The organism is Pseudomonas sp. R3-41, assembly GCF_054161485.1.
In genome coordinates this window covers 5,068,732-5,086,148 of the sequence record NZ_CP096421.1, presented here as the reverse complement: position 1 = coordinate 5,086,148, position 17,417 = coordinate 5,068,732, and the positions used below count along the sequence as shown (strand labels likewise).

Sequence of the window (17,417 nt, the reverse complement as noted above, 5' to 3'; positions counted from 1 at the left end):
TGACTGACAGGGCCCCATCGCGAGCAGGCTCGCTCCCACAGGTTTTTCTGGCGCTCACCGACTGATCATTCCAGCACACGCAGTGCTTGTGGCGAGGGAGCTTGCTCCCACTGGCCTGCGAAGCGGGCCCCCGCATTGTTCCCAGGCAGACCGTATCGCCCGGTTTTGCGGCTGCTGCGCAGCCGAGCGGGAGCAAGCTCCCTCGCCACGATGTCGCGTCCTGCCGCAGATCCAATGTGGGAGCGAGCCTGCTCGCGATAGCGGTGTGGCAGTCGATAGAAATGTCGGGTGTGATTCCGTCATTGCGAGCAGGCTCGCTCCCACAGGTTTTTCTGGCGCTCACCGACTGTTCATTCCAGCACACGCAGCGCTTGTGGCGAGGGAGCTTGCTCCCACTGGCCTGCGAAGCGGGCCCCCGCATTGTTCCCAGGCAGACCGTATCGCCCGGTTTTGCGGCTGCTGCGCAGCCGAGCGGGAGCAAGCTCCCTCGCCACGATGTCGCGTCCTGCCGCAGATCCAATGTGGGAGCGAGCCTGCTCGCGATAGCGGTGTGGCAGTCGATAGAAATGTCGGGTGTGATTCCGTCATCGCGAGCAGGCTCGCTCCCACAGGTTTTTCTGGCGCTCACCGACTGATCATTCCAGCACACGCAGTGCTTGTGGCGAGGGAGCTTGCTCCCGCTGGCCTGCGAAGCGGGCCCCCGCATTCTTCCCAGGCAGACCGTATCGCCCGGTTTTGCGACTGCTGCGCAGCCGAGCGGGAGCAAGCTCCCTCGCCACGATGTCGCGTCCTGCCGCAGATCCAATGTGGGAGCGAGCCTGCTCGCGATAGCGGTGTGCCAGTCAAATCAACCTTGACTGACAGGGCCCCATCGCGAGCAGGCTCGCTCCCACAGTTTTTCTGGCGCTCACCGACTGATCATTCCAGCACACGCAGTGCTTGTGGCGAGGGAGCTTGCTCCCGCTGGCCTGCGAAGCGGGCCCCAGCATTGTTCCCAGGCAGACCGTATCGCCCGGTTTTGCGACTGCTGCGCAGCCGAGCGGGAGCAAGCTCCCTCGCCACGATGTCGCGTCCTGCCGCAGATCCAATGTGGGAGCGAGCCTGCTCGCGATAGCGGTGTGCCAGTCAAATCAACCTTGACTGACAGGGCCCCATCGCGAGCAGGCTCGCTCCCACAGTTTTTCTGGCGCTCACCGACTGATCATTCCAGCACACGCAGTGCTTGTGGCGAGGGAGCTTGCTCCCGCTGGCCTGCGAAGCGGGCCCCAGCATTGTTCCCAGGCAGACCGTATCGCCCGGTTTTGCGACTGCTGCGCAGCCGAGCGGGAGCAAGCTCCCTCGCCACGATGTCGCGTCCTGCCGCAGATCCAATGTGGGAGCGAGCCTGCTCGCGATAGCGGTGTGGCAGTCGATAGAAATGTCGGGTGTGATTCCGTCATTGCGAGCAGGCTCGCTCCCACAGGTTTTCTGGCGCGCCAATCTTTCCAGCCCAGCCCTGTGGCGAGGGGATTTATCCCCGCTCGGGTGCGCAGCAGCCGCAAAAATGGGGTCGCTGCGCAACCCAGCGGGGATAAATCTCCTCGCCACTGATCAGTAATCGTCGCCGCGGTCGGTCACATCCTTTTCGACACTCGGTGCGTGCGGGTCAAACCCTTGCGGAAACTTGCCCTTGAGGTTCCAAGCAAACGCAATGATCTCGGCAATCGTGCGGTACAGCTCCTCCGGGATGCTGTCCCCCAATTCCATCCGTGCCAGCAACTTCACCAACTCGGCGTTTTCATAGATCGGTACTTCGCTTTCGCGGGCGATGCGCAGGATTTCCTCGGCCAGGGCCTCGTCGCCCTTGGCGGTGAGGGTCGGGGCGTGGTGGCCGTCGTACTTGAGGGCGATGGCTTGGCGGGGTTCAGTGTGGGTGGTCATGCGGTTTCGTCCACCCAGCGCTGTTCCAGGCGAGTCTTGGGGCCTTGGGGCGGGGTACCGAGGTGGCAGTCCAGGTCACCGACGTTCAGGCCACAGGTCACAAGGCGTTCACGCAAGGCGGTCAAGTTGCTTTCGATCAGGCTCGCGGTATATGGCCGTTCTGCCCATAACTGGCTGGACAGGCTGCCGCTGAGCAACTGGGCCTGGACCTGTAAGGGGCCGAGCGGTTCCACGTCGAACGCCAGCTCCACCCGCCAGAGCTGCTGTTTCGGCTCGCGTTCTTCCCGGCGTTCGTCGGGTTGTTCCCGGGGCGGGGTTTCCTCGCGCTGGAACTTGACCTGCAATGGCACGATGTCCTGCAAGTTGCGCATCGGGATCTCCAACTGCCAGGTACTCATCAGTCGGCCGTCGTCGGTCAGGCCGGTCTGTTCAAGGCTCGACAACTGATGGCTTTGCAGGCGCGACACGGCCGCGGCGGCCAGGCGCAGCAGGTGTTCCAGGTCGCCTTCTTCGTCCTGCTCTTTCAGCTGCCGGGAGGGCAGCGGAAAGCTGGTGGGCGACGGTTTGGCGCTGACCTGGCCAAGCATCCCCAGGGCACTGCGAACGAAACTCGGCAGGGCCTGGGCCAGCGTGTTGGCGGCAATGATGGCGCCGAGGTTGGTCGAGGCGGGCAGGGCCGGTGTCAGCTGGGCAATCAGTTTCAGCAGGTCGCCCTTCATGTCCGGCGCCAGGCTCGGTGGCTGTCCGGCGAGCAGTTTGCTTTCCAGGAACACACCGCTGGCGATCATGGCCTGGGCCACGCCCTTGGGCGTGCTCAGTTGCTGGACATCCGGCAGGCCTGCCAGCAAGCGAGTCACCGCCGCGCGCAGCTGTGTTTCTGTGTCGTCAGTGACGGGAAGGTTTTGCAGCGCAGTGATCAGACTGTCCAGCGAGCCCTGGCGGCTGACTTGGGTAACCAGTTGCTGGCTTACCGCCAGTTGCTCCTGACGGTTGCTCAGGGGTACGAATTTCAGCGTCTGGGCATCTTGCACCTGGGCGCTCAAGAGTGTGCCGATGCGCAGCGGTTGGGGACTGTCGATGTCCAGGGTGCTGCCAGCCTGGGCGGTGTTGAGCAGGCTCACCAACGACCGGTAGACCACCGGCTGTCCGGGCAAGGCGGGCAACGCCTGGCTGGTCAACACCTTGCCTTGCAGCAACGTGCCCACCGGCATCTGCGCGGTGTCGATGCGCGTCAAGGTGGCAACGCTGGAGGCAACGGCCTGTTGCACGGCAATCGCCAGGTTGCTGGCGGACGGCTGGGTCACGGCCAGGCTGGTGCCCTGCGGCAGTGGCTGGGTGCTGGTGGCCTGCACGGTGGCCTGTCGACCGCTCTCCAGGGTGACCTTGAGCAGTAGCTGAAAAGTCTGGTCCGCCTGCTTGAGCGACAGCACTTCGGCCTTGGCGGTCTGGCCGGGCCCGATCAGCCCTTCGGCTGGTGCCAGCAACTTGAGCAGCTCCCCCGTCACCGTTGGCATACGCGTCGTTGCCGTGGCCTGGGGCAGCGGCAGGATGTTCATGTCGCCTGTCATTTGCGGTCTTACCTTGGGGAAATAAGCTCTCTTGAGAGTAGGTCAGGGCATGTATAATGCCGCCCGTCTTTCAGGGAGTGGCGAAAACCTTGCAATTGTTTGACGCAGCTCTGTGGAACAGGCCGTCAAAGCATCTATGCTGCACCTCTTTAACGGCCGCTGCACCGCCGACTTGAACACCGTATAAGGCCCGCGATCCCTTGACCAGTCCTCTCCTGCAAACCGTTGGCCTCGCCTGTGAGCGAGACTTGCGGCTGCTTTTCGAACATCTGGAATTGAGACTCTCGCCTGGCGACATGGTGCAGATCAGTGGCCCCAACGGCAGTGGCAAGACCAGTCTGTTGCGCCTGCTCGCCGGGTTGATGCAGCCCACCGCAGGGCAAGTGTTGCTCAATGGCCAGCCCTTGCACAGCCAGCGCAGCGAACTGGCCCGTAACCTGCTCTGGATCGGCCACGCCGCGGGCATCAAGGATTTGCTGACCCCCGAAGAAAACCTCAGTTGGCTCTGTGCGCTGCATACGCCGGCCGAGCGCGAGGCGATCTGGCAAGCGTTGGCGGCGGTCGGGCTGCGCGGCTTCGAAGACGTGCCGAGCCACACCCTGTCCGCCGGCCAGCAGCGCCGAGTGGCCTTGGCCCGGTTGTACCTGGACGGCCCGCCGCTGTGGATTCTCGACGAGCCGTTCACTGCCCTGGACAAGCAGGGCGTCGCGCAACTCGAGGAACACCTGGCCCGGCACTGCGAAAATGGCGGAATGGTCCTGTTGACGACCCACCACACGCTGGCGCGGATGCCGTCCGGTTATCGCAATATCGATCTGGGGAACTGGGCCGTATGAGTGTGTTTGGCCTGCTGCTTGCCCGCGAGGCGCGCCTGCTGTTTCGTCGTCCGGCCGAATTGGCCAATCCGCTGGTATTCTTCGCGATTGTCATCGCGCTCTTCCCGTTGGCGGTCGGTCCGGAGACTCAATTGTTGCAAACCTTGTCTCCAGGACTGGTCTGGGTGGCCGCGCTTTTATCGGTCCTGCTCTCGCTGGACGGGCTTTTCCGCAGTGATTTCGAAGACGGCTCACTGGAACAGTGGGTCCTTTCGTCGCACCCCCTGGCCCTTCTGGTTTTGGCCAAGGTACTGGCACACTGGGTTTTTTCCGGGCTGGCACTGGTGCTGCTCTCGCCGCTGCTGGCGATGATGCTGGGCTTGCCCGCCGCGTGCATGCCGGTGCTGCTGGTGTCGCTGCTGCTGGGCACTCCGGTGCTGAGCTTGCTCGGTGCGGTGGGCGCGGCGTTGACGGTGGGTTTGAAGCGCGGCGGCCTGTTGTTGGCGCTGCTGATCCTGCCGTTGTATATCCCGGTGTTGATCCTGGGCAGCGGTGCCTTGCAAGCCGCATTGCAAGGCATGCCCGCGACCGGTTATCTGCTGTGGCTTGGGAGCCTGACCGCCCTGGCGATAACCCTGACACCCTTCGCAATAGCCGCTGGCTTGAAAATCAGCGTCGGCGAATAATAACGAGGCCTGGTCAAAAATTGACCACTTCCCTGGAAGTAAAGGCAGACCTGGCGGTTCGTGATGGCGAACCGCAACCGTGATGGAAACAGCAATGAACTGGACCTGGTTTCATAAGCTCGGCTCACCCAAGTGGTTCTACGGCATCAGCGGCAAACTGCTCCCCTGGTTGAGCCTCTTCGCGCTGCTATTGATGGGTTCTGGCGTGGTGTGGGGCCTGGCCTTCGCCCCGCCGGACTACCAACAGGGCAACAGCTTTCGCATCATTTATATCCACGTGCCCACGGCCCTGCTGGCCCAGTCCATCTATGTGATGCTGGCGGTGTGCGGTGTGGTCGGGCTGGTGTGGAAGATGAAACTGGCCGACGTCGCCCTGCAATGCGCCGCCCCCATCGGCGCCTGGATGACCGCCGTGGCGCTGGTCACCGGGGCCATCTGGGGCAAGCCGACCTGGGGTTCGTGGTGGGTCTGGGATGCGCGGCTGACGTCAATGCTGATCCTGCTGTTCCTGTACTTCGGTCTTATTGCGCTGGGCAACGCCATCAGCAATCGTGACAGCGCGGCCAAGGCCTGCGCGGTGCTGGCGATTGTCGGCGTGATCAACATCCCGATCATCAAGTATTCGGTGGAGTGGTGGAACACCTTGCATCAGGGCGCGACCTTCACCCTGACCGAAAAACCGGCGATGCCCGTCGAAATGTGGCTGCCGCTGTTGCTGACGGTACTGGGCTTCTACTGTTTCTTTGGCGCGGTGCTGTTGCTGCGCATGCGCCTCGAAGTGCTCAAGCGCGAGTCCCGGGCCAGTTGGGTGAAGGCCGAAGTACAGAACAGCCTGGAGGCCGCTCGATGAGTTTCGCTTCATTCGGCGATTTCCTCGCCATGGGCCATCATGGCCTGTATGTCTGGTCAGCCTATGGCATTTGCCTGGTGGTGCTGGCCCTCAACGTGGCGGTGCCGATCCTGGCCCGCAAGCGGTATCTGCAACAAGAGGCGCGTCGTCTGCGCCGGGAGAACGGTCAGTGAATCCGCTGCGCAAAAAAACGTCTTGTCATCATTCTGGCGATCCTGGTGGGTGTCGGTGCCGCGGTCGGCCTGGCTCTCAGCGCCTTGCAGCAGAACATCAACCTGTTCTACACCCCAACCCAGATCGCCAATGGCGAAGCGCCGAAAGACACACGCATCCGCGCCGGTGGCATGGTGGAGCAGGGCTCGCTGGTGCGTTCCGGGGATTCGCTGGACGTGAAATTCAACGTCACCGATTTCAGCAAGACCGTGACGATCACCTATCGCGGCATTCTCCCGGACCTGTTCCGCGAAGGGCAGGGGATCGTCGCCCTGGGCAAGCTCAACGCTGACGGCGTTGTGGTCGCCGATGAAGTGCTGGCCAAGCACGATGAGAAATACATGCCGCCGGAAGTGACCAAGGCCCTGAAAGACAGCGGCCAGTCGGCACCCGCGCCTGTGAAGGAGGGCTGACCGATGACGGCTGGTATCTTTATTCCCGAGTTGGGCCACCTGGCGATGATCCTGGCCCTGTGTTTCTCCCTGGTCCAGGCCGTGGTGCCCCTGCTCGGTGCTTGGCGTGGCGACCGGTTGTGGATGAGCCTGGCACAGCCGGCGGCATGGGGGCAGTTCGCGTTCATGCTGTTCGCCTTCGGTTGCCTGACCTACGCGTTCATGGCTGACGATTTTTCCGTGGAGTACGTTGCCAGCAACTCCAACAGCGCCTTGCCCTGGTATTACAAGTTCAGCGCGGTGTGGGGTGCCCACGAAGGGTCGCTGTTGCTCTGGGCTTTGATTCTCGCCGGATGGACCTTTGCGGTCTCGGTGTTCTCCCGGCAATTACCACGCGTGATGCTCGCCCGCGTACTGGCGATCATGGGCATGATCAGCACCGGTTTCCTGCTGTTCCTGATCGTCACGTCCAACCCGTTCGAGCGCATCCTGCCGCAGATGCCGATGGATGGCCGCGACCTCAATCCATTGCTGCAAGACATCGGCCTGATCGTTCACCCGCCGATGCTCTACATGGGTTACGTCGGTTTTTCCGTGGCCTTCGCCTTCGCCATCGCCGCGTTGCTCGGCGGGCGTCTCGATGCCGCCTGGGCGCGCTGGTCGCGCCCGTGGACCATCGTCGCCTGGGCCTTCCTCGGTGTCGGTATCACGTTGGGCTCCTGGTGGGCCTACTACGAACTGGGCTGGGGCGGCTGGTGGTTCTGGGATCCGGTGGAAAACGCATCCTTCATGCCCTGGCTGGTGGGTACCGCGCTGATTCACTCCCTCGCCGTCACGGAAAAACGCGGTGTGTTCAAGAGCTGGACCGTGCTGCTGGCCATCGCGGCGTTCTCGTTGAGCCTGTTGGGCACGTTCCTGGTGCGTTCCGGCGTGCTGACGTCGGTGCATGCCTTTGCCTCGGACCCTGAACGTGGCGTGTTCATCCTGATGTTCCTGCTGTTCGTCGTTGGCGGTTCGCTGACGCTGTTCGCCCTGCGGGCGCCGGTGGTCAAGAGCCAGGTCGGCTTCAACCTCTGGTCGCGGGAAACCCTATTGCTGGGCAACAACCTGGTGCTGGTTGTGGCGGCGTCGATGATCCTGCTGGGGACGTTGTACCCGCTGGTGCTCGATGCACTGTCCGGCGCCAAGCTGTCGGTGGGTCCGCCGTACTTCAACGCGTTGTTCATCCCGCTGATGGCGATCCTGATGGTGGTGATGGCCATCGGTATGCTGGTGCGCTGGAAAGACACCCCGGTCAAGTGGCTACTGGGCATGTTGACCCCGGTGCTGCTGGGCACGGCCGCCCTGGCCGTGGTGGCCGGCGTGGCCTACGGCGATTTCAACTGGGCGGTGCTGGCGACGTTCGTGCTGGCGGCCTGGGTGTTGCTGGCCGGCGTCCGGGACATTTTCGACAAGACCCGCCACAAAGGCCTGATCAAAGGCCTGCCATCCCTGACCCGCAGTTATTGGGGCATGCAGATCGCCCACCTGGGCATCGCCGTCTGCGCCTTGGGCGTGGTGCTGTCCAGCCAGAACAGTGCCGAGCGCGACCTGCGCCTGGCGCCGGGGGAGTCCATGGACCTGGGGGGCTATCAGTTCGTGTTCGAAGGCGCCAAGCATTTCGAAGGGCCGAACTTCACCTCTGACAAAGGCACTGTGCGGGTCATTCGCAACGGCCAGGAAATCACCGTGCTGCACCCGGAAAAACGCCTCTACACCGTGCAGAACTCGGTCATGACTGAAGCCGGGATCGATGCCGGGTTCACTCGCGATCTCTACGTGGCCCTGGGCGAGTCCCTGGGCGACGGCGCGTGGGCGGTGCGCGTTCATGTCAAGCCGTTCGTGCGCTGGATCTGGTTCGGTGGCTTGCTCACCGGCCTGGGCGGGATGCTGGCGGCGCTGGATCGGCGTTATCGAGTCAAGGTGAGAACCCGGGTGCGTGAAGCCCTGGGCGTGACGGGAGCCACTGCATGAAACGTTGGTTGATGCTGTTGCCGTTGGCGCTGTTCCTGCTGATGGCGGTGTTCTTGTACCGGGGGTTGTACCTGAACCCGAGCGAGTTGCCCTCGGCGATGATCGGCAAGCCATTCCCGGAGTTTTCCCTGCCTTCGGTGCAAGGCGACAAGACCCTGACCCGTGCCGACCTGCTGGGCAAGCCGGCGCTGGTCAACGTGTGGGGCACCTGGTGCATTTCCTGCCGGGTCGAGCACCCGGTGCTGAACAAGCTGGCCCAGAACGGCGTGGTGATCTACGGCGTCAACTACAAGGACGTCAATGCTGACGCTCTGAAGTGGCTGGCCGAGTTTCACAATCCGTACCAATTGGACATTCGTGACGAAGAGGGCTCCCTGGGCCTGAACCTGGGCGTCTATGGCGCGCCGGAAACCTTCTTCATCGATGCCAAGGGCGTGATCCGCGACAAGTTCGTCGGCGTGATCGACGAACAGGTCTGGCGCGAGAAACTGGCCGCCAAATACCAGTCCCTGGTGGACGAGGCCAAGCCATGAAGCGCTGGTTAGCCGCTGCCATCCTGGGGTTGAGCCTGGTCGGTGTGGCCCAGGCGGCCATCGACACCTACGAATTCGCCAACGACGGCGAGCGCGAGCGGTTTCGCGAACTGACCAAGGAACTGCGCTGCCCCAAATGCCAGAACCAGGACATCGCCGACTCCAACGCCCCGATTGCCGCCGATCTGCGCAAGGAAATCTTCCGCATGCTCGGCGAGGGCAAGGACAACCAGCAGATCATCGACTTCATGGTCGATCGCTACGGTGAGTTCGTGCGCTACAACCCCGCCCTGTCCTCCAAGACCGCGGTGCTTTGGTTCGGCCCCGCCGGGCTGTTGCTCGGTGGTCTCGTGATCATCGCAGTCATCGTGCGCCGGCGCCGGGTCCAGCGCACGGCCGCACCGGACACGCTTTCTGTCGAAGAGCGCCAGCGCCTCGACCAACTGTTGGATAAAACCAAGCATGATTGATTTCTGGCTCGCCGCAGGTCTGCTTCTTCTGGTTGCCCTGAGTTTTCTGTTGATCCCTGTACTGCGCGGTCGTCGCGCTCAACGCGAAGAGGACCGCACCGCACTCAACGTGGCGCTGTATCAGGAGCGCGTGGCCGAACTGCAAGCCGAGCGGGAGGAGGGCGTGCTCAACGCCGCGCAACTGGACACCGGTCGTGCCGAAGCCGCCCGGGAGCTGCTCGCCGACACCGAGGGCGCCGATGCTCCGCGCGAATCCCGGCTAGGCAAACCGTTGCCGTTGCTCGCCGCCGTATTGGTGCCGGTGCTGGGCCTGGCGCTGTACCTGCATTTCGGTGCCAGTGACAAGGTCGAGCTGACGCGCGAATTCGCCCAGGCGCCGCAGTCGATGGAAGAGATGACCCAGCGCCTGGAGCGCGCGGTGGCGGCACAGCCAGACTCGGCCGAAGGCCTGTATTTCCTCGGGCGTACCTACATGGCCCAGGATCGGCCCGCGGATGCGGCGAAGATTTTCGAGCGCACCGTGGCGGTCGCCGGTCGCCAACCGGAACTGTTGGGCCAGTGGGCCCAGGCGCAGTATTTCGCCGATGGCAAGAAATGGTCGGATAAAGTCCAGGCCTTGACCGACGAAGCGCTCAAGCTCGATCCGAAGGAAGTCACCAGCCTCGGCCTGTTGGGCATCGCCGCGTTTGAAGGCGAACGCTATCAGGAAGCGATCGATTACTGGGGGCGCCTGCTCGCGCAACTGCCGGAAGGCGACAAATCCCGCGAGGCGCTGCAGGGCGGCATTACCCGGGCCACCGAGAAGCTGCAGGCCAGTGGTGGCAAAGTCGTCCAGGCCCCGCCGGCCAAGACCGGGGCAGTGCTCAAGGTTCGCGTCGACCTGGCGCCGGAGCTCAAGGCCAAGGTTCAGCCTGGCGACAGCGTGTTCATCTTTGCCCGCGCCGTGTCCGGCCCGCCGGCACCCCTGGCCGCCAAGCGCCTGACAGTGGCCGATCTGCCGGTCACGGTTGAACTGGGCGATGCAGACGCCATGATGCCCCAGTTGAAACTGTCGAACTTCCCCGAAGTCCAACTGATGGCGCGCGTCTCCCGGGCCGGCCAGCCGACCGCGGGTGAGTGGATCGGCCGCAGCCAGCCCCTGGCGAGCAGCACCACGGCGCAACAACAATTGACCATCGACAGCCCGGATAAATAACAGGAATTCGCACCATGACCGCCATCGCTCGTATCACCCTGCTCACGCTCGTCATGGGCCTGAGCGCTTGCGCGGTCCAGCGTCCGCCGGAGCCCTCGGCGCCACTGCCACCGATTCCACCGTCGACCCCGACCACCAAGCCGGCCCCGTCCACGCCTCCTGGCAAGCCAGTCATCCCGAACAAACCGGCCAAGCCGGTGCCACGTACTTCCGCCAGTTTCGCCCCGCCACCGGGTGGCAACAGCCATTGGGACGCCAAGCTGGGGGTCTATGTGCTGGATAACCAGACCAATACGTTCTACCGCCAGCGCACCTATTTCCGCTGGAACAACGGTTGGAGCCGTTCCGTCAGCCCGAACGGCCCGTGGGAAGAAACCACCATTGAAGGCGTGCCGGCGGGGCTGGGGCGCAAGTTCCACTGAAGTGATCGTTTCACACTGATCTGGAAGTGATCGGCAACCCTGTGGCGAGGGAGCTTGCTCCCGCTGGGCTGAGAAGCAGCCCCAATCCAGCCACCGTGGTCTGTCAGGCATATTTCGCTATCCAGATTTTAAGACTGCTGCGCAGCCGAGCGGGAGCAAGCTCCCTCGCCACAATCAAGTCCTCCACCACAATGGCGTTCGGCACATCCGTGCAGTAGGCCGGGCTTTTTGTGTTTCCGAATATTCTTTGAACGAAATTTTCACCAAATCTTGCGGACAATCCCCCGCGCTCATATCGCCGCCGGTTATTTAATGGCAATGCCATAGCCGTTCGTGCAACATTTGCGCACTCGCGCAAGCCCCGGGGCCAGGCTTTGGCCAACAGAGGGCGCGCCGTTGTTTCTTTTTTTGACACTCCAACTCCAATAGGGTCCTTAAACGACATGGCAATCCCGGACGCCCTGAGTCAGCAGCGCACCACGCATCGCCTGCTGCAACCGACCGTCAAATCGCACCTGGCCTACACGTTGCTTTGCGCCCTGGTAATGATGGTCATGCTGAGCCTGCTGCGCGTGGCGCTGCTGGTCTACAACCGCGAGATGATCCTCGACACCCCGGCCTCGACCTTCGTTGAAGCGTTTTTCAATGGCCTGCGCTTTGACTTGCGCCTGGTGGTCTACCTCAGCATCCCGTTGCTGCTGGCATTGTTCAGCGCAAGGGCCATGGCCGCCCGTGGTTTCTTTCGTTTCTGGCTGACCATTACCTCCAGTGTTGCGCTGTTCCTCGGCTTGATGGAGATGGACTTCTACCGTGAATTCCACCAGCGCCTCAACGGCCTGGTCTTCCAGTATGTGAAGGAAGACCCGAAAACCGTGATGAGCATGCTCTGGTACGGTTTCCCGGTAGTGCGCTACCTGCTGGCCTGGGTGGGCGGCACCCTTATCCTGAGCCTGGCGTTCAAGGGCGCCGACCATGCCACCCGCCCGCGTGGGCCGTTCAGCGGCGGCAGCATCGGCACGCGTCAGCTCGCGCCGTGGTACGGACGTGTCGCGGTGTTCATGGTTTGCCTGCTGGTGGCCGTGGCCGCTGCGCGCGGTACCCTGCGCCAAGGTCCGCCACTGCGTTGGGGCGACGTCTATACCACCGATTCGAACTTCGCCAACCAGTTGGGCCTCAATGGCACCTTGTCATTGGTGGCGGCGGCCAAGAGCCGGTTGTCCGAACACCGTGACAACATCTGGAAGGCCACACTCGAGCAACCGCTGGCACAGCAGACCGTGCGCGACATGCTGGTGATGCCTGACGACAAACTCGTGGACGCCGAGACAGCCGCCGTGCGCCGCGACTACACGCCGCCAGCGGACAAGACCCTGCCGATTAAGAACGTGGTCGTGATTCTCATGGAGAGCATGGCCGGTCACTCGGTGGGCGCCCTGGGCGCGCCAGGCAACATCACGCCTTACCTGGACAAACTGTCCAAGGAAGGCCTGTTGTTCGATCGTTTTTTCTCCAATGGCACCCACACTCACCAAGGCATGTTCGCCACCATGGCGTGCTTCCCGAACCTGCCGGGTTTCGAATACCTGATGCAGACGCCGGAGGGCAGCCACAAGCTGTCGGGCCTGCCGCAACTGCTCAGCGCCCGCAACTACGACGATGTGTATGTCTACAACGGCGATTTTGCCTGGGACAACCAGTCGGGTTTTTTCAGCAGCCAAGGCATGACAACATTTATTGGGCGTAACGACTTCGTGAACCCGGTGTTCTCCGACCCGACCTGGGGCGTGTCCGACCAGGACATGTTCGACCGGGGCCTGATCGAACTCAAGGCGCGGGAAAACGGCAAGCCGTTCTATGCGTTGCTGCAGACTCTGTCCAACCATACGCCTTATGCGCTGCCGACGCCGTTGCCGGTGGAGCCGGTCACTGACCGTGGCCGCCTGAACGAACACCTGACCGCCATGCGTTACGCCGATTGGGCGCTGGGCCAGTTCTTCGAGAAGGCGCGCAAGGAACCTTACTTCAAGGAAACCCTGTTCGTCGTGGTCGGTGACCATGGCTTCGGCAACGAGCGCCAGATCACCGAGATGGACCTGGGCCGCTTCAATGTGCCGATGCTGCTGATCGGGCCGGGCGTCCAAGAGAAATTCGGCCAGCGCAACCACACCATTGGCACCCAGGTCGATATCGTCCCGACCATCATGGGCCGGCTCGGCGGGGAAGTGCGCAACCAGTGCTGGGGCCGCGACCTGTTGAATCTGCCGCCAGGCGACACCGGTTTTGGCGTGATCAAACCGTCGGGTAGCGATCAGACCACGGCACTTATCCACGACGACAAGATCCTGGTGTTGCCAGAGGAAAAGGCAATGGCACCGAAACTGTTCCGTTATCAACTGGGCGCCAATCCACACGCAGAGGTCATCCCGGATGCACCGGAGACGGCTGAGATGAAACTCAAGCTCGAATCGTTCCTGCAAACCGCGACCAAGAGCCTGCTGGATAACACGGCCGGCGTGATTGACGGCAAGCCGGACTGAGAAACGGCGAGCATAAAAAAGAGGCCTGCAGAGGCCTCTTTTTTTTGCGCTTACTTAGTGGTTTATATCTTGCCCAGTAATAGCAGGACCAACAGCACCACCAACACTACACCGATGATACCGGACGGACCGTAGCCCCAACTTCTGGAGTGCGGGAAGACCGGAAGACCACCGATCAGCAGGAGGATCAGAATAATGATAAGTATTGTGCCCATTGTAGATTTCCTTATTGGTCAGTTTTGGATTGATGCAACTTCCAACTACCAGCACGCATGCGTTAAATCCGGGCGGCTTAATAAGTCCGACCGTAACGTCCTGTAAAAAATTCAAAGTTTTTGTAGGCGCCGGTAGGCGCTGTGTAGGAGCTGTCGAGTGAAACGAGGCTGCGATCTTTCCCCAGACACTTGAATCCCAAGCGAAAGATCAAAAGATCGCAGGCTTCGCCAGCTCCTACAGTTTGCCCTCGCCATTCAGCAATCTGATGGAGCGTGGGTCCGGCAGACGCCTTCGCTACACTCGGCCTATCTCTCCCGGAACAAGGCTGTTTGCTATGCAAAATCGCATGATGATCACTGGGGCCGGCTCCGGCCTGGGTCGCGAAATCGCGCTGCGCTGGGCTCGTGAAGGCTGGCGCCTGGCCTTGTCGGATGTCAGCGAGCCAGGCCTGGTGGAAACTCTGAAATTGGTGCGCGCTGCCGGTGGTGAAGGCTTCATCCAGCGTTGCGATGTGCGCGACTACAGCCAATTGACGGCGTTCGCCCAGGCTTGCGAAGAGAAACTCGGCGGCATCGATATCATCGTCAACAATGCTGGCGTCGCTTCGGGCGGGTTCTTCAGCGAACTGTCCCTGGAAGATTGGGACTGGCAGATCGCGATCAACCTGATGGGCGTCGTCAAGGGCTGCAAGGCTTTCCTGCCATTGCTGGAAAAGAGCCGCGGCAAGATCATCAACATCGCCTCCATGGCGGCCTTGATGCAGGGGCCAGCCATGAGCAACTACAACGTGGCCAAGGCAGGCGTCGTGGCGTTATCGGAGAGCCTGCTGGTAGAGTTGGCGCAGCAGGAAGTCGGCGTCCACGTGGTGTGCCCGTCGTTTTTCCAGACCAATCTGCTGGACTCCTTCCGCGGGCCGACCCCAGCCATGAAGGCTCAGGTCGGCAAGTTGCTGGAAAGCTCACCGATCAGCGCCGCTGACATTGCCGACTACATCTACCAGCAAGTGGCCCAAGGGCAGTTCATGATCCTGCCCCATGAACAGGGGCGCATGGCCTGGGCGCTCAAGCAGAAGAACCCACAGTTGCTCTACGACGAAATGACCGCCATGGCCGACAAGATGCGCGCCAAGGCCCGCCAGAACCTGAATTGACCTGGCTGCGCGATGTCCTCAGGATGGCGCCATTCGGCCCTCTTGATGGACATCTGCATGCTCAACTACCTGTGGTTCTTTCTCGCCGCGCTGTTTGAAATCGCCGGTTGCTACGCCTTCTGGATGTGGCTGCGCCAGGGCAAGAGCGCCTGGTGGATCGCCCCGGCGCTGCTCAGCCTGACCTTGTTCGCGCTGTTGCTGACCCGCATCGAAGCGACCTACGCCGGGCGCGCCTACGCCGCTTATGGCGGTATCTATATCATTGCCTCGATCGGCTGGCTGGCCGTGGTGGAGCGGGTCCGGCCACTGGGTTCCGACTGGATTGGCGTGGCGCTCTGCGTGTTGGGGGCGAGCGTGATTCTATTCGGCCCACGGCTCTCAGCTTCCTGAAATAACCTACGGTTCGCCAGGTTTTTGCAGGACGTTTCCTTCAGTCGCGAGAACTTTGCTTGTAGGGCCTTACTGAATTCTCGCTGGTGTCTTGAGAACGGAAAGCAGGCCGGGCATGGTCAGGGTCCAGACATTCTTAAGGACAAGAACCATGCTCGTATTAAGCCGTGCTGTGGGCGAGTTGATTTCCATCGGTGACGATATTTCCGTCCGGGTGCTGTCGGTCAGTGGCACCACCGTGCGTTTTGGCGTCGAAGCGCCACGGCACGTCGATGTCCATCGCTTCGAAATCTATGAAAAGATCCAGAGGAAAAAGGCTAACGCCGCCCGCAAGGCCTGTTCAGTCGAATAGGTGCTTGGGCACGTCGTGCTTGAGCATCAGTTGGCACTGTTCGCTTTCCGGGTCGAAGACAATCAAGGCCTGGCCTTTGGTCAGGGCTTGTCGGACCCGCAGCACCCGCGTCTCCAGGGGCGTGTCGTCACCGTTGTCGGTGCCGTCGCGGGTCACGAAATCTTCGATCAGGCGAGTGAGCGTGTCGACTTCGAGTTGGTCGTGGGGGATGAGCATGGGGGACCTCGGCTAGACAATAGGGCGATGCTACGGCCAATGGGCTTTTGCGGCTAGCCTGGGTTTTGACCATTGCGAATCCTTGTGGGAGCGGGCTTGCTCGCGAAGGCGGCGGTACATTCAAACTCTATGCTAGCCGACCCACCGCTTTCGCGAGCAAGCCCGCTCCCACAATTTGATTTGTGTAGACTCCGAAAGCGTCATGTGTCAGCCGACATCGCGAGCGGGATCAGCTGTCCGACCGCTGCCCCACAAGGCTGTCCACCGACGGCACCCGGGTATCGCTTTCCATCTGGGCATCGTGCTCGATCTGGTGACTGAAGCGGTCCAGGGAGCCTTGGGCCGGCTGCGCGTCGCTGGCGAACACCGGTGGGCTGAGGATGTAGGCGCCGAGCAGGCGGCTGAGGGCGGCCAGGCTGTCGATGTGGGTGCGTTCGTAGCCATGGGTGGCGTCGCAGCCGAAGGCGAGCAGGGCGGTACGGATATCGTGGCCAGCGGTGATGGCCGAATGAGCGTCGCTGAAGTAATAGCGGAACAGGTCGCGGCGTGCCGAGATGTCGTTCTCCTTGGCCAGTTTCAGCAAATGCCGCGACAGATGATAGTCGTAAGGGCCGCCGGAGTCCTGCATCGCCACGCTGACCGAATGTTCGCTCGAGTGCTGGCCAGGGGCGACGGGCGCGATGTCGATACCGACGAATTCGCTGACGTCCCAGGGCAGTGCGGCCGCTGCGCCGCTGCCGGTTTCCTCAGTGATGGTGAACAGGGGGTGACAGTCGATCAGCAGTTCCTCGCCACTGTCGACAATCGCCTTGAGCGCCGCCAGCAGTGCCGCGACCCCGGCCTTGTCGTCCAAGTGCCGGGCGCTGATGTGACCGCTTTCGGTGAATTCCGGCAAGGGGTCGAAGGCCACGTAATCGCCGATGCCCACGCCCAGGGTTTCGCAATCGGCGCGGGTGGCGCAATAGGCGTCCAGGCGCAGCTCGATGTGGTCCCAACTGATGGGCATTTCATCCACGGCGGTGTTGAACGCGTGACCGGATGCCATCAATGGCAGCACGCTGCCACGAATCACGCCGGTGTCGGTGAACAAGCTGACCCGGCTGCCTTCGGCAAACCGGCTGGACCAGCACCCCACCGGAGCCAGGGTCAGGCGACCGTTGTCCTTGATGGCCCGCACCGAGGCACCGATGGTATCCAGGTGCGCCGACACGGCCCGGTCGGGGCTGCTCTTGCGGCCCTTGAGCGTGGCGCGGATCGTGCCACGACGGGTCATTTCGAAGGCGATACCCAACTCTTCGAGCCGCTCGGCGACGTAGCGCACGATGGTGTCGGTGAAGCCGGTCGGGCTGGGGATGGCGAGCATTTCCAGCAGGACCTTTTGCAGGTATTCGAGATCCGGTTCGGGAATTTTGCTGATCATGGAAACTCCTCTCGGAACATTAGGTTGAAATAGGGGAACCCTGTGGTCAGAGATTGCTC

The 17,417-nt window shown here is 62.2% G+C and carries 19 protein-coding genes and 1 pseudogene; 14 read left to right on the top strand and 6 right to left on the bottom strand.

Translation table 11 applies throughout. From position 1 onward, the window contains the following. Nucleotides 1-1,590: 1,590 nt before the first annotated feature. Complete coding sequence (locus tag M1D99_RS21805; RefSeq protein ID WP_186704689.1) at nucleotides 1,591-1,920, bottom strand: EscU/YscU/HrcU family type III secretion system export apparatus switch protein; 330 nt, start codon at nucleotides 1,918-1,920, stop codon at nucleotides 1,591-1,593. Continuing rightward, the gene (gene fliK / locus M1D99_RS21800) at nucleotides 1,917-3,488 is read right to left on the bottom strand and encodes a flagellar hook-length control protein FliK (RefSeq protein WP_434571647.1); all 1,572 of its coding nucleotides are present in this window, start codon (nucleotides 3,486-3,488) and stop codon (nucleotides 1,917-1,919) included. The genes M1D99_RS21805 and fliK overlap by 4 nt, the downstream gene beginning before the upstream one ends. Before the next feature lie 200 nt (nucleotides 3,489-3,688). Between fliK and ccmA the strand changes: the two genes are divergently transcribed. From ccmA to M1D99_RS21750, 10 genes and pseudogenes are all read left to right on the top strand, one after another. Next, on the top strand, nucleotides 3,689-4,324 hold the full coding sequence (gene ccmA / locus M1D99_RS21795) for a cytochrome c biogenesis heme-transporting ATPase CcmA (protein WP_186704691.1): 636 nt from the start codon (nucleotides 3,689-3,691) through the stop codon (nucleotides 4,322-4,324). Next, nucleotides 4,321-4,989 (top strand): heme exporter protein CcmB, encoded by a 669-nt coding sequence (ccmB, locus tag M1D99_RS21790; protein WP_003183957.1) that lies wholly within the window; start codon nucleotides 4,321-4,323, stop codon nucleotides 4,987-4,989. Before ccmA ends, ccmB begins: the two co-directional genes overlap by 4 nt. 94 nt (nucleotides 4,990-5,083) lie before the next feature. Further along, nucleotides 5,084-5,839, top strand: coding sequence for a heme ABC transporter permease (locus M1D99_RS21785; RefSeq protein ID WP_081352495.1), 756 nt, complete (start codon nucleotides 5,084-5,086; stop codon nucleotides 5,837-5,839). Continuing rightward, nucleotides 5,836-6,012, top strand: coding sequence for a heme exporter protein CcmD (gene ccmD / locus M1D99_RS21780; protein ID WP_003199159.1), 177 nt, complete (start codon nucleotides 5,836-5,838; stop codon nucleotides 6,010-6,012). The genes M1D99_RS21785 and ccmD overlap by 4 nt, the downstream gene beginning before the upstream one ends. Next, a pseudogene (ccmE, locus tag M1D99_RS21775) lies at nucleotides 6,009-6,465 on the top strand (cytochrome c maturation protein CcmE). The gene ccmD and the pseudogene ccmE overlap by 4 nt, the downstream one beginning before the upstream one ends. A 3-nt stretch (nucleotides 6,466-6,468) precedes the next feature. Next, nucleotides 6,469-8,457, top strand: a complete 1,989-nt coding sequence (locus M1D99_RS21770) for a heme lyase CcmF/NrfE family subunit (protein WP_186704693.1) — start codon at nucleotides 6,469-6,471, stop codon at nucleotides 8,455-8,457. Beyond that, nucleotides 8,454-8,990, top strand: coding sequence for a DsbE family thiol:disulfide interchange protein (locus tag M1D99_RS21765; RefSeq protein WP_434571642.1), 537 nt, complete (start codon nucleotides 8,454-8,456; stop codon nucleotides 8,988-8,990). The genes M1D99_RS21770 and M1D99_RS21765 overlap by 4 nt, the downstream gene beginning before the upstream one ends. Next, nucleotides 8,987-9,460, top strand: a complete 474-nt coding sequence (locus M1D99_RS21760) for a cytochrome c-type biogenesis protein (protein ID WP_186704695.1) — start codon at nucleotides 8,987-8,989, stop codon at nucleotides 9,458-9,460. Before M1D99_RS21765 ends, M1D99_RS21760 begins: the two co-directional genes overlap by 4 nt. Next, a complete protein-coding gene (gene ccmI, locus M1D99_RS21755; protein ID WP_458130767.1) occupies nucleotides 9,453-10,655 on the top strand; it encodes a c-type cytochrome biogenesis protein CcmI in 1,203 nt (400 codons plus the stop codon). Before M1D99_RS21760 ends, ccmI begins: the two co-directional genes overlap by 8 nt. 14 nt (nucleotides 10,656-10,669) lie before the next feature. After that, complete coding sequence (locus M1D99_RS21750) at nucleotides 10,670-11,077, top strand: hypothetical protein (protein WP_186728633.1); 408 nt, start codon at nucleotides 10,670-10,672, stop codon at nucleotides 11,075-11,077. Between the two features lie 103 nt (nucleotides 11,078-11,180). Here the strand turns inward: M1D99_RS21750 and M1D99_RS21745 are convergent, their stop codons facing one another. Beyond that, nucleotides 11,181-11,402 (bottom strand): hypothetical protein, encoded by a 222-nt coding sequence (locus M1D99_RS21745; RefSeq protein ID WP_434571639.1) that lies wholly within the window; start codon nucleotides 11,400-11,402, stop codon nucleotides 11,181-11,183. Between the two features lie 118 nt (nucleotides 11,403-11,520). Here M1D99_RS21745 and M1D99_RS21740 point away from each other — a divergent pair, with 118 nt between their 5' ends. Beyond that, the gene (locus tag M1D99_RS21740) at nucleotides 11,521-13,614 is read left to right on the top strand and encodes an LTA synthase family protein (RefSeq protein ID WP_434571637.1); all 2,094 of its coding nucleotides are present in this window, start codon (nucleotides 11,521-11,523) and stop codon (nucleotides 13,612-13,614) included. A 62-nt stretch (nucleotides 13,615-13,676) separates the two neighbouring features. Here M1D99_RS21740 and M1D99_RS21735 read toward each other — a convergent pair whose 3' ends face one another. After that, nucleotides 13,677-13,829, bottom strand: a complete 153-nt coding sequence (locus M1D99_RS21735; protein WP_003183939.1) for a DUF3309 family protein — start codon at nucleotides 13,827-13,829, stop codon at nucleotides 13,677-13,679. A 335-nt stretch (nucleotides 13,830-14,164) separates the two neighbouring features. Here M1D99_RS21735 and M1D99_RS21730 point away from each other — a divergent pair, with 335 nt between their 5' ends. The 3 genes from M1D99_RS21730 (at nucleotide 14,165) to csrA (ending at nucleotide 15,722) form a co-directional block, all read left to right on the top strand. Beyond that, on the top strand, nucleotides 14,165-14,980 hold the full coding sequence (locus tag M1D99_RS21730) for an SDR family oxidoreductase (protein ID WP_186704699.1): 816 nt from the start codon (nucleotides 14,165-14,167) through the stop codon (nucleotides 14,978-14,980). A 57-nt stretch (nucleotides 14,981-15,037) separates the two neighbouring features. Further along, nucleotides 15,038-15,370, top strand: a complete 333-nt coding sequence (locus tag M1D99_RS21725) for a YnfA family protein (RefSeq protein ID WP_060743066.1) — start codon at nucleotides 15,038-15,040, stop codon at nucleotides 15,368-15,370. A 151-nt stretch (nucleotides 15,371-15,521) separates the two neighbouring features. Beyond that, nucleotides 15,522-15,722, top strand: coding sequence for a carbon storage regulator CsrA (gene csrA / locus M1D99_RS21720; protein ID WP_458130766.1), 201 nt, complete (start codon nucleotides 15,522-15,524; stop codon nucleotides 15,720-15,722). Here the strand turns inward: csrA and M1D99_RS21715 are convergent. Then, a complete protein-coding gene (locus M1D99_RS21715) occupies nucleotides 15,711-15,938 on the bottom strand; it encodes a YheU family protein (RefSeq protein ID WP_003199186.1) in 228 nt (75 codons plus the stop codon). The two genes, csrA and M1D99_RS21715, sit on opposite strands and share 12 nt — an antisense overlap. A gap of 229 nt (nucleotides 15,939-16,167) precedes the next feature. After that, nucleotides 16,168-17,358: an osmoprotectant NAGGN system M42 family peptidase gene (locus M1D99_RS21710; RefSeq protein WP_053120340.1), complete on the bottom strand. Its 1,191-nt coding sequence runs from the start codon at nucleotides 17,356-17,358 to the stop codon at nucleotides 16,168-16,170. Nucleotides 17,359-17,417: the final 59 nt, after the last annotated feature.

Bases quoted from the DNA above. Each gene is read 5' to 3' on its own strand.
- M1D99_RS21805 (WP_186704689.1), bottom strand. From the start codon at position 1,920: ATGACCACCCACACTGAACCCCGCCAAGCCATCGCCCTCAAGTACGAC.
- fliK (WP_434571647.1), bottom strand. From the start codon at position 3,488: ATGACAGGCGACATGAACATCCTGCCGCTGCCCCAGGCCACGGCAACG.
- ccmB (WP_003183957.1), top strand. From the start codon at position 4,321: ATGAGTGTGTTTGGCCTGCTGCTTGCCCGCGAGGCGCGCCTGCTGTTT.
- M1D99_RS21785 (WP_081352495.1), top strand. From the start codon at position 5,084: ATGAACTGGACCTGGTTTCATAAGCTCGGCTCACCCAAGTGGTTCTAC.
- ccmD (WP_003199159.1), top strand. From the start codon at position 5,836: ATGAGTTTCGCTTCATTCGGCGATTTCCTCGCCATGGGCCATCATGGC.
- M1D99_RS21770 (WP_186704693.1), top strand. From the start codon at position 6,469: ATGACGGCTGGTATCTTTATTCCCGAGTTGGGCCACCTGGCGATGATC.
- M1D99_RS21765 (WP_434571642.1), top strand. From the start codon at position 8,454: ATGAAACGTTGGTTGATGCTGTTGCCGTTGGCGCTGTTCCTGCTGATG.
- M1D99_RS21760 (WP_186704695.1), top strand. From the start codon at position 8,987: ATGAAGCGCTGGTTAGCCGCTGCCATCCTGGGGTTGAGCCTGGTCGGT.
- ccmI (WP_458130767.1), top strand. From the start codon at position 9,453: ATGATTGATTTCTGGCTCGCCGCAGGTCTGCTTCTTCTGGTTGCCCTG.
- M1D99_RS21750 (WP_186728633.1), top strand. From the start codon at position 10,670: ATGACCGCCATCGCTCGTATCACCCTGCTCACGCTCGTCATGGGCCTG.
- M1D99_RS21745 (WP_434571639.1), bottom strand. From the start codon at position 11,402: ATGGCATTGCCATTAAATAACCGGCGGCGATATGAGCGCGGGGGATTG.
- M1D99_RS21740 (WP_434571637.1), top strand. From the start codon at position 11,521: ATGGCAATCCCGGACGCCCTGAGTCAGCAGCGCACCACGCATCGCCTG.
- M1D99_RS21735 (WP_003183939.1), bottom strand. From the start codon at position 13,829: ATGGGCACAATACTTATCATTATTCTGATCCTCCTGCTGATCGGTGGT.
- M1D99_RS21730 (WP_186704699.1), top strand. From the start codon at position 14,165: ATGCAAAATCGCATGATGATCACTGGGGCCGGCTCCGGCCTGGGTCGC.
- M1D99_RS21725 (WP_060743066.1), top strand. From the start codon at position 15,038: ATGCTCAACTACCTGTGGTTCTTTCTCGCCGCGCTGTTTGAAATCGCC.
- csrA (WP_458130766.1), top strand. From the start codon at position 15,522: ATGCTCGTATTAAGCCGTGCTGTGGGCGAGTTGATTTCCATCGGTGAC.
- M1D99_RS21715 (WP_003199186.1), bottom strand. From the start codon at position 15,938: ATGCTCATCCCCCACGACCAACTCGAAGTCGACACGCTCACTCGCCTG.
- M1D99_RS21710 (WP_053120340.1), bottom strand. From the start codon at position 17,358: ATGATCAGCAAAATTCCCGAACCGGATCTCGAATACCTGCAAAAGGTC.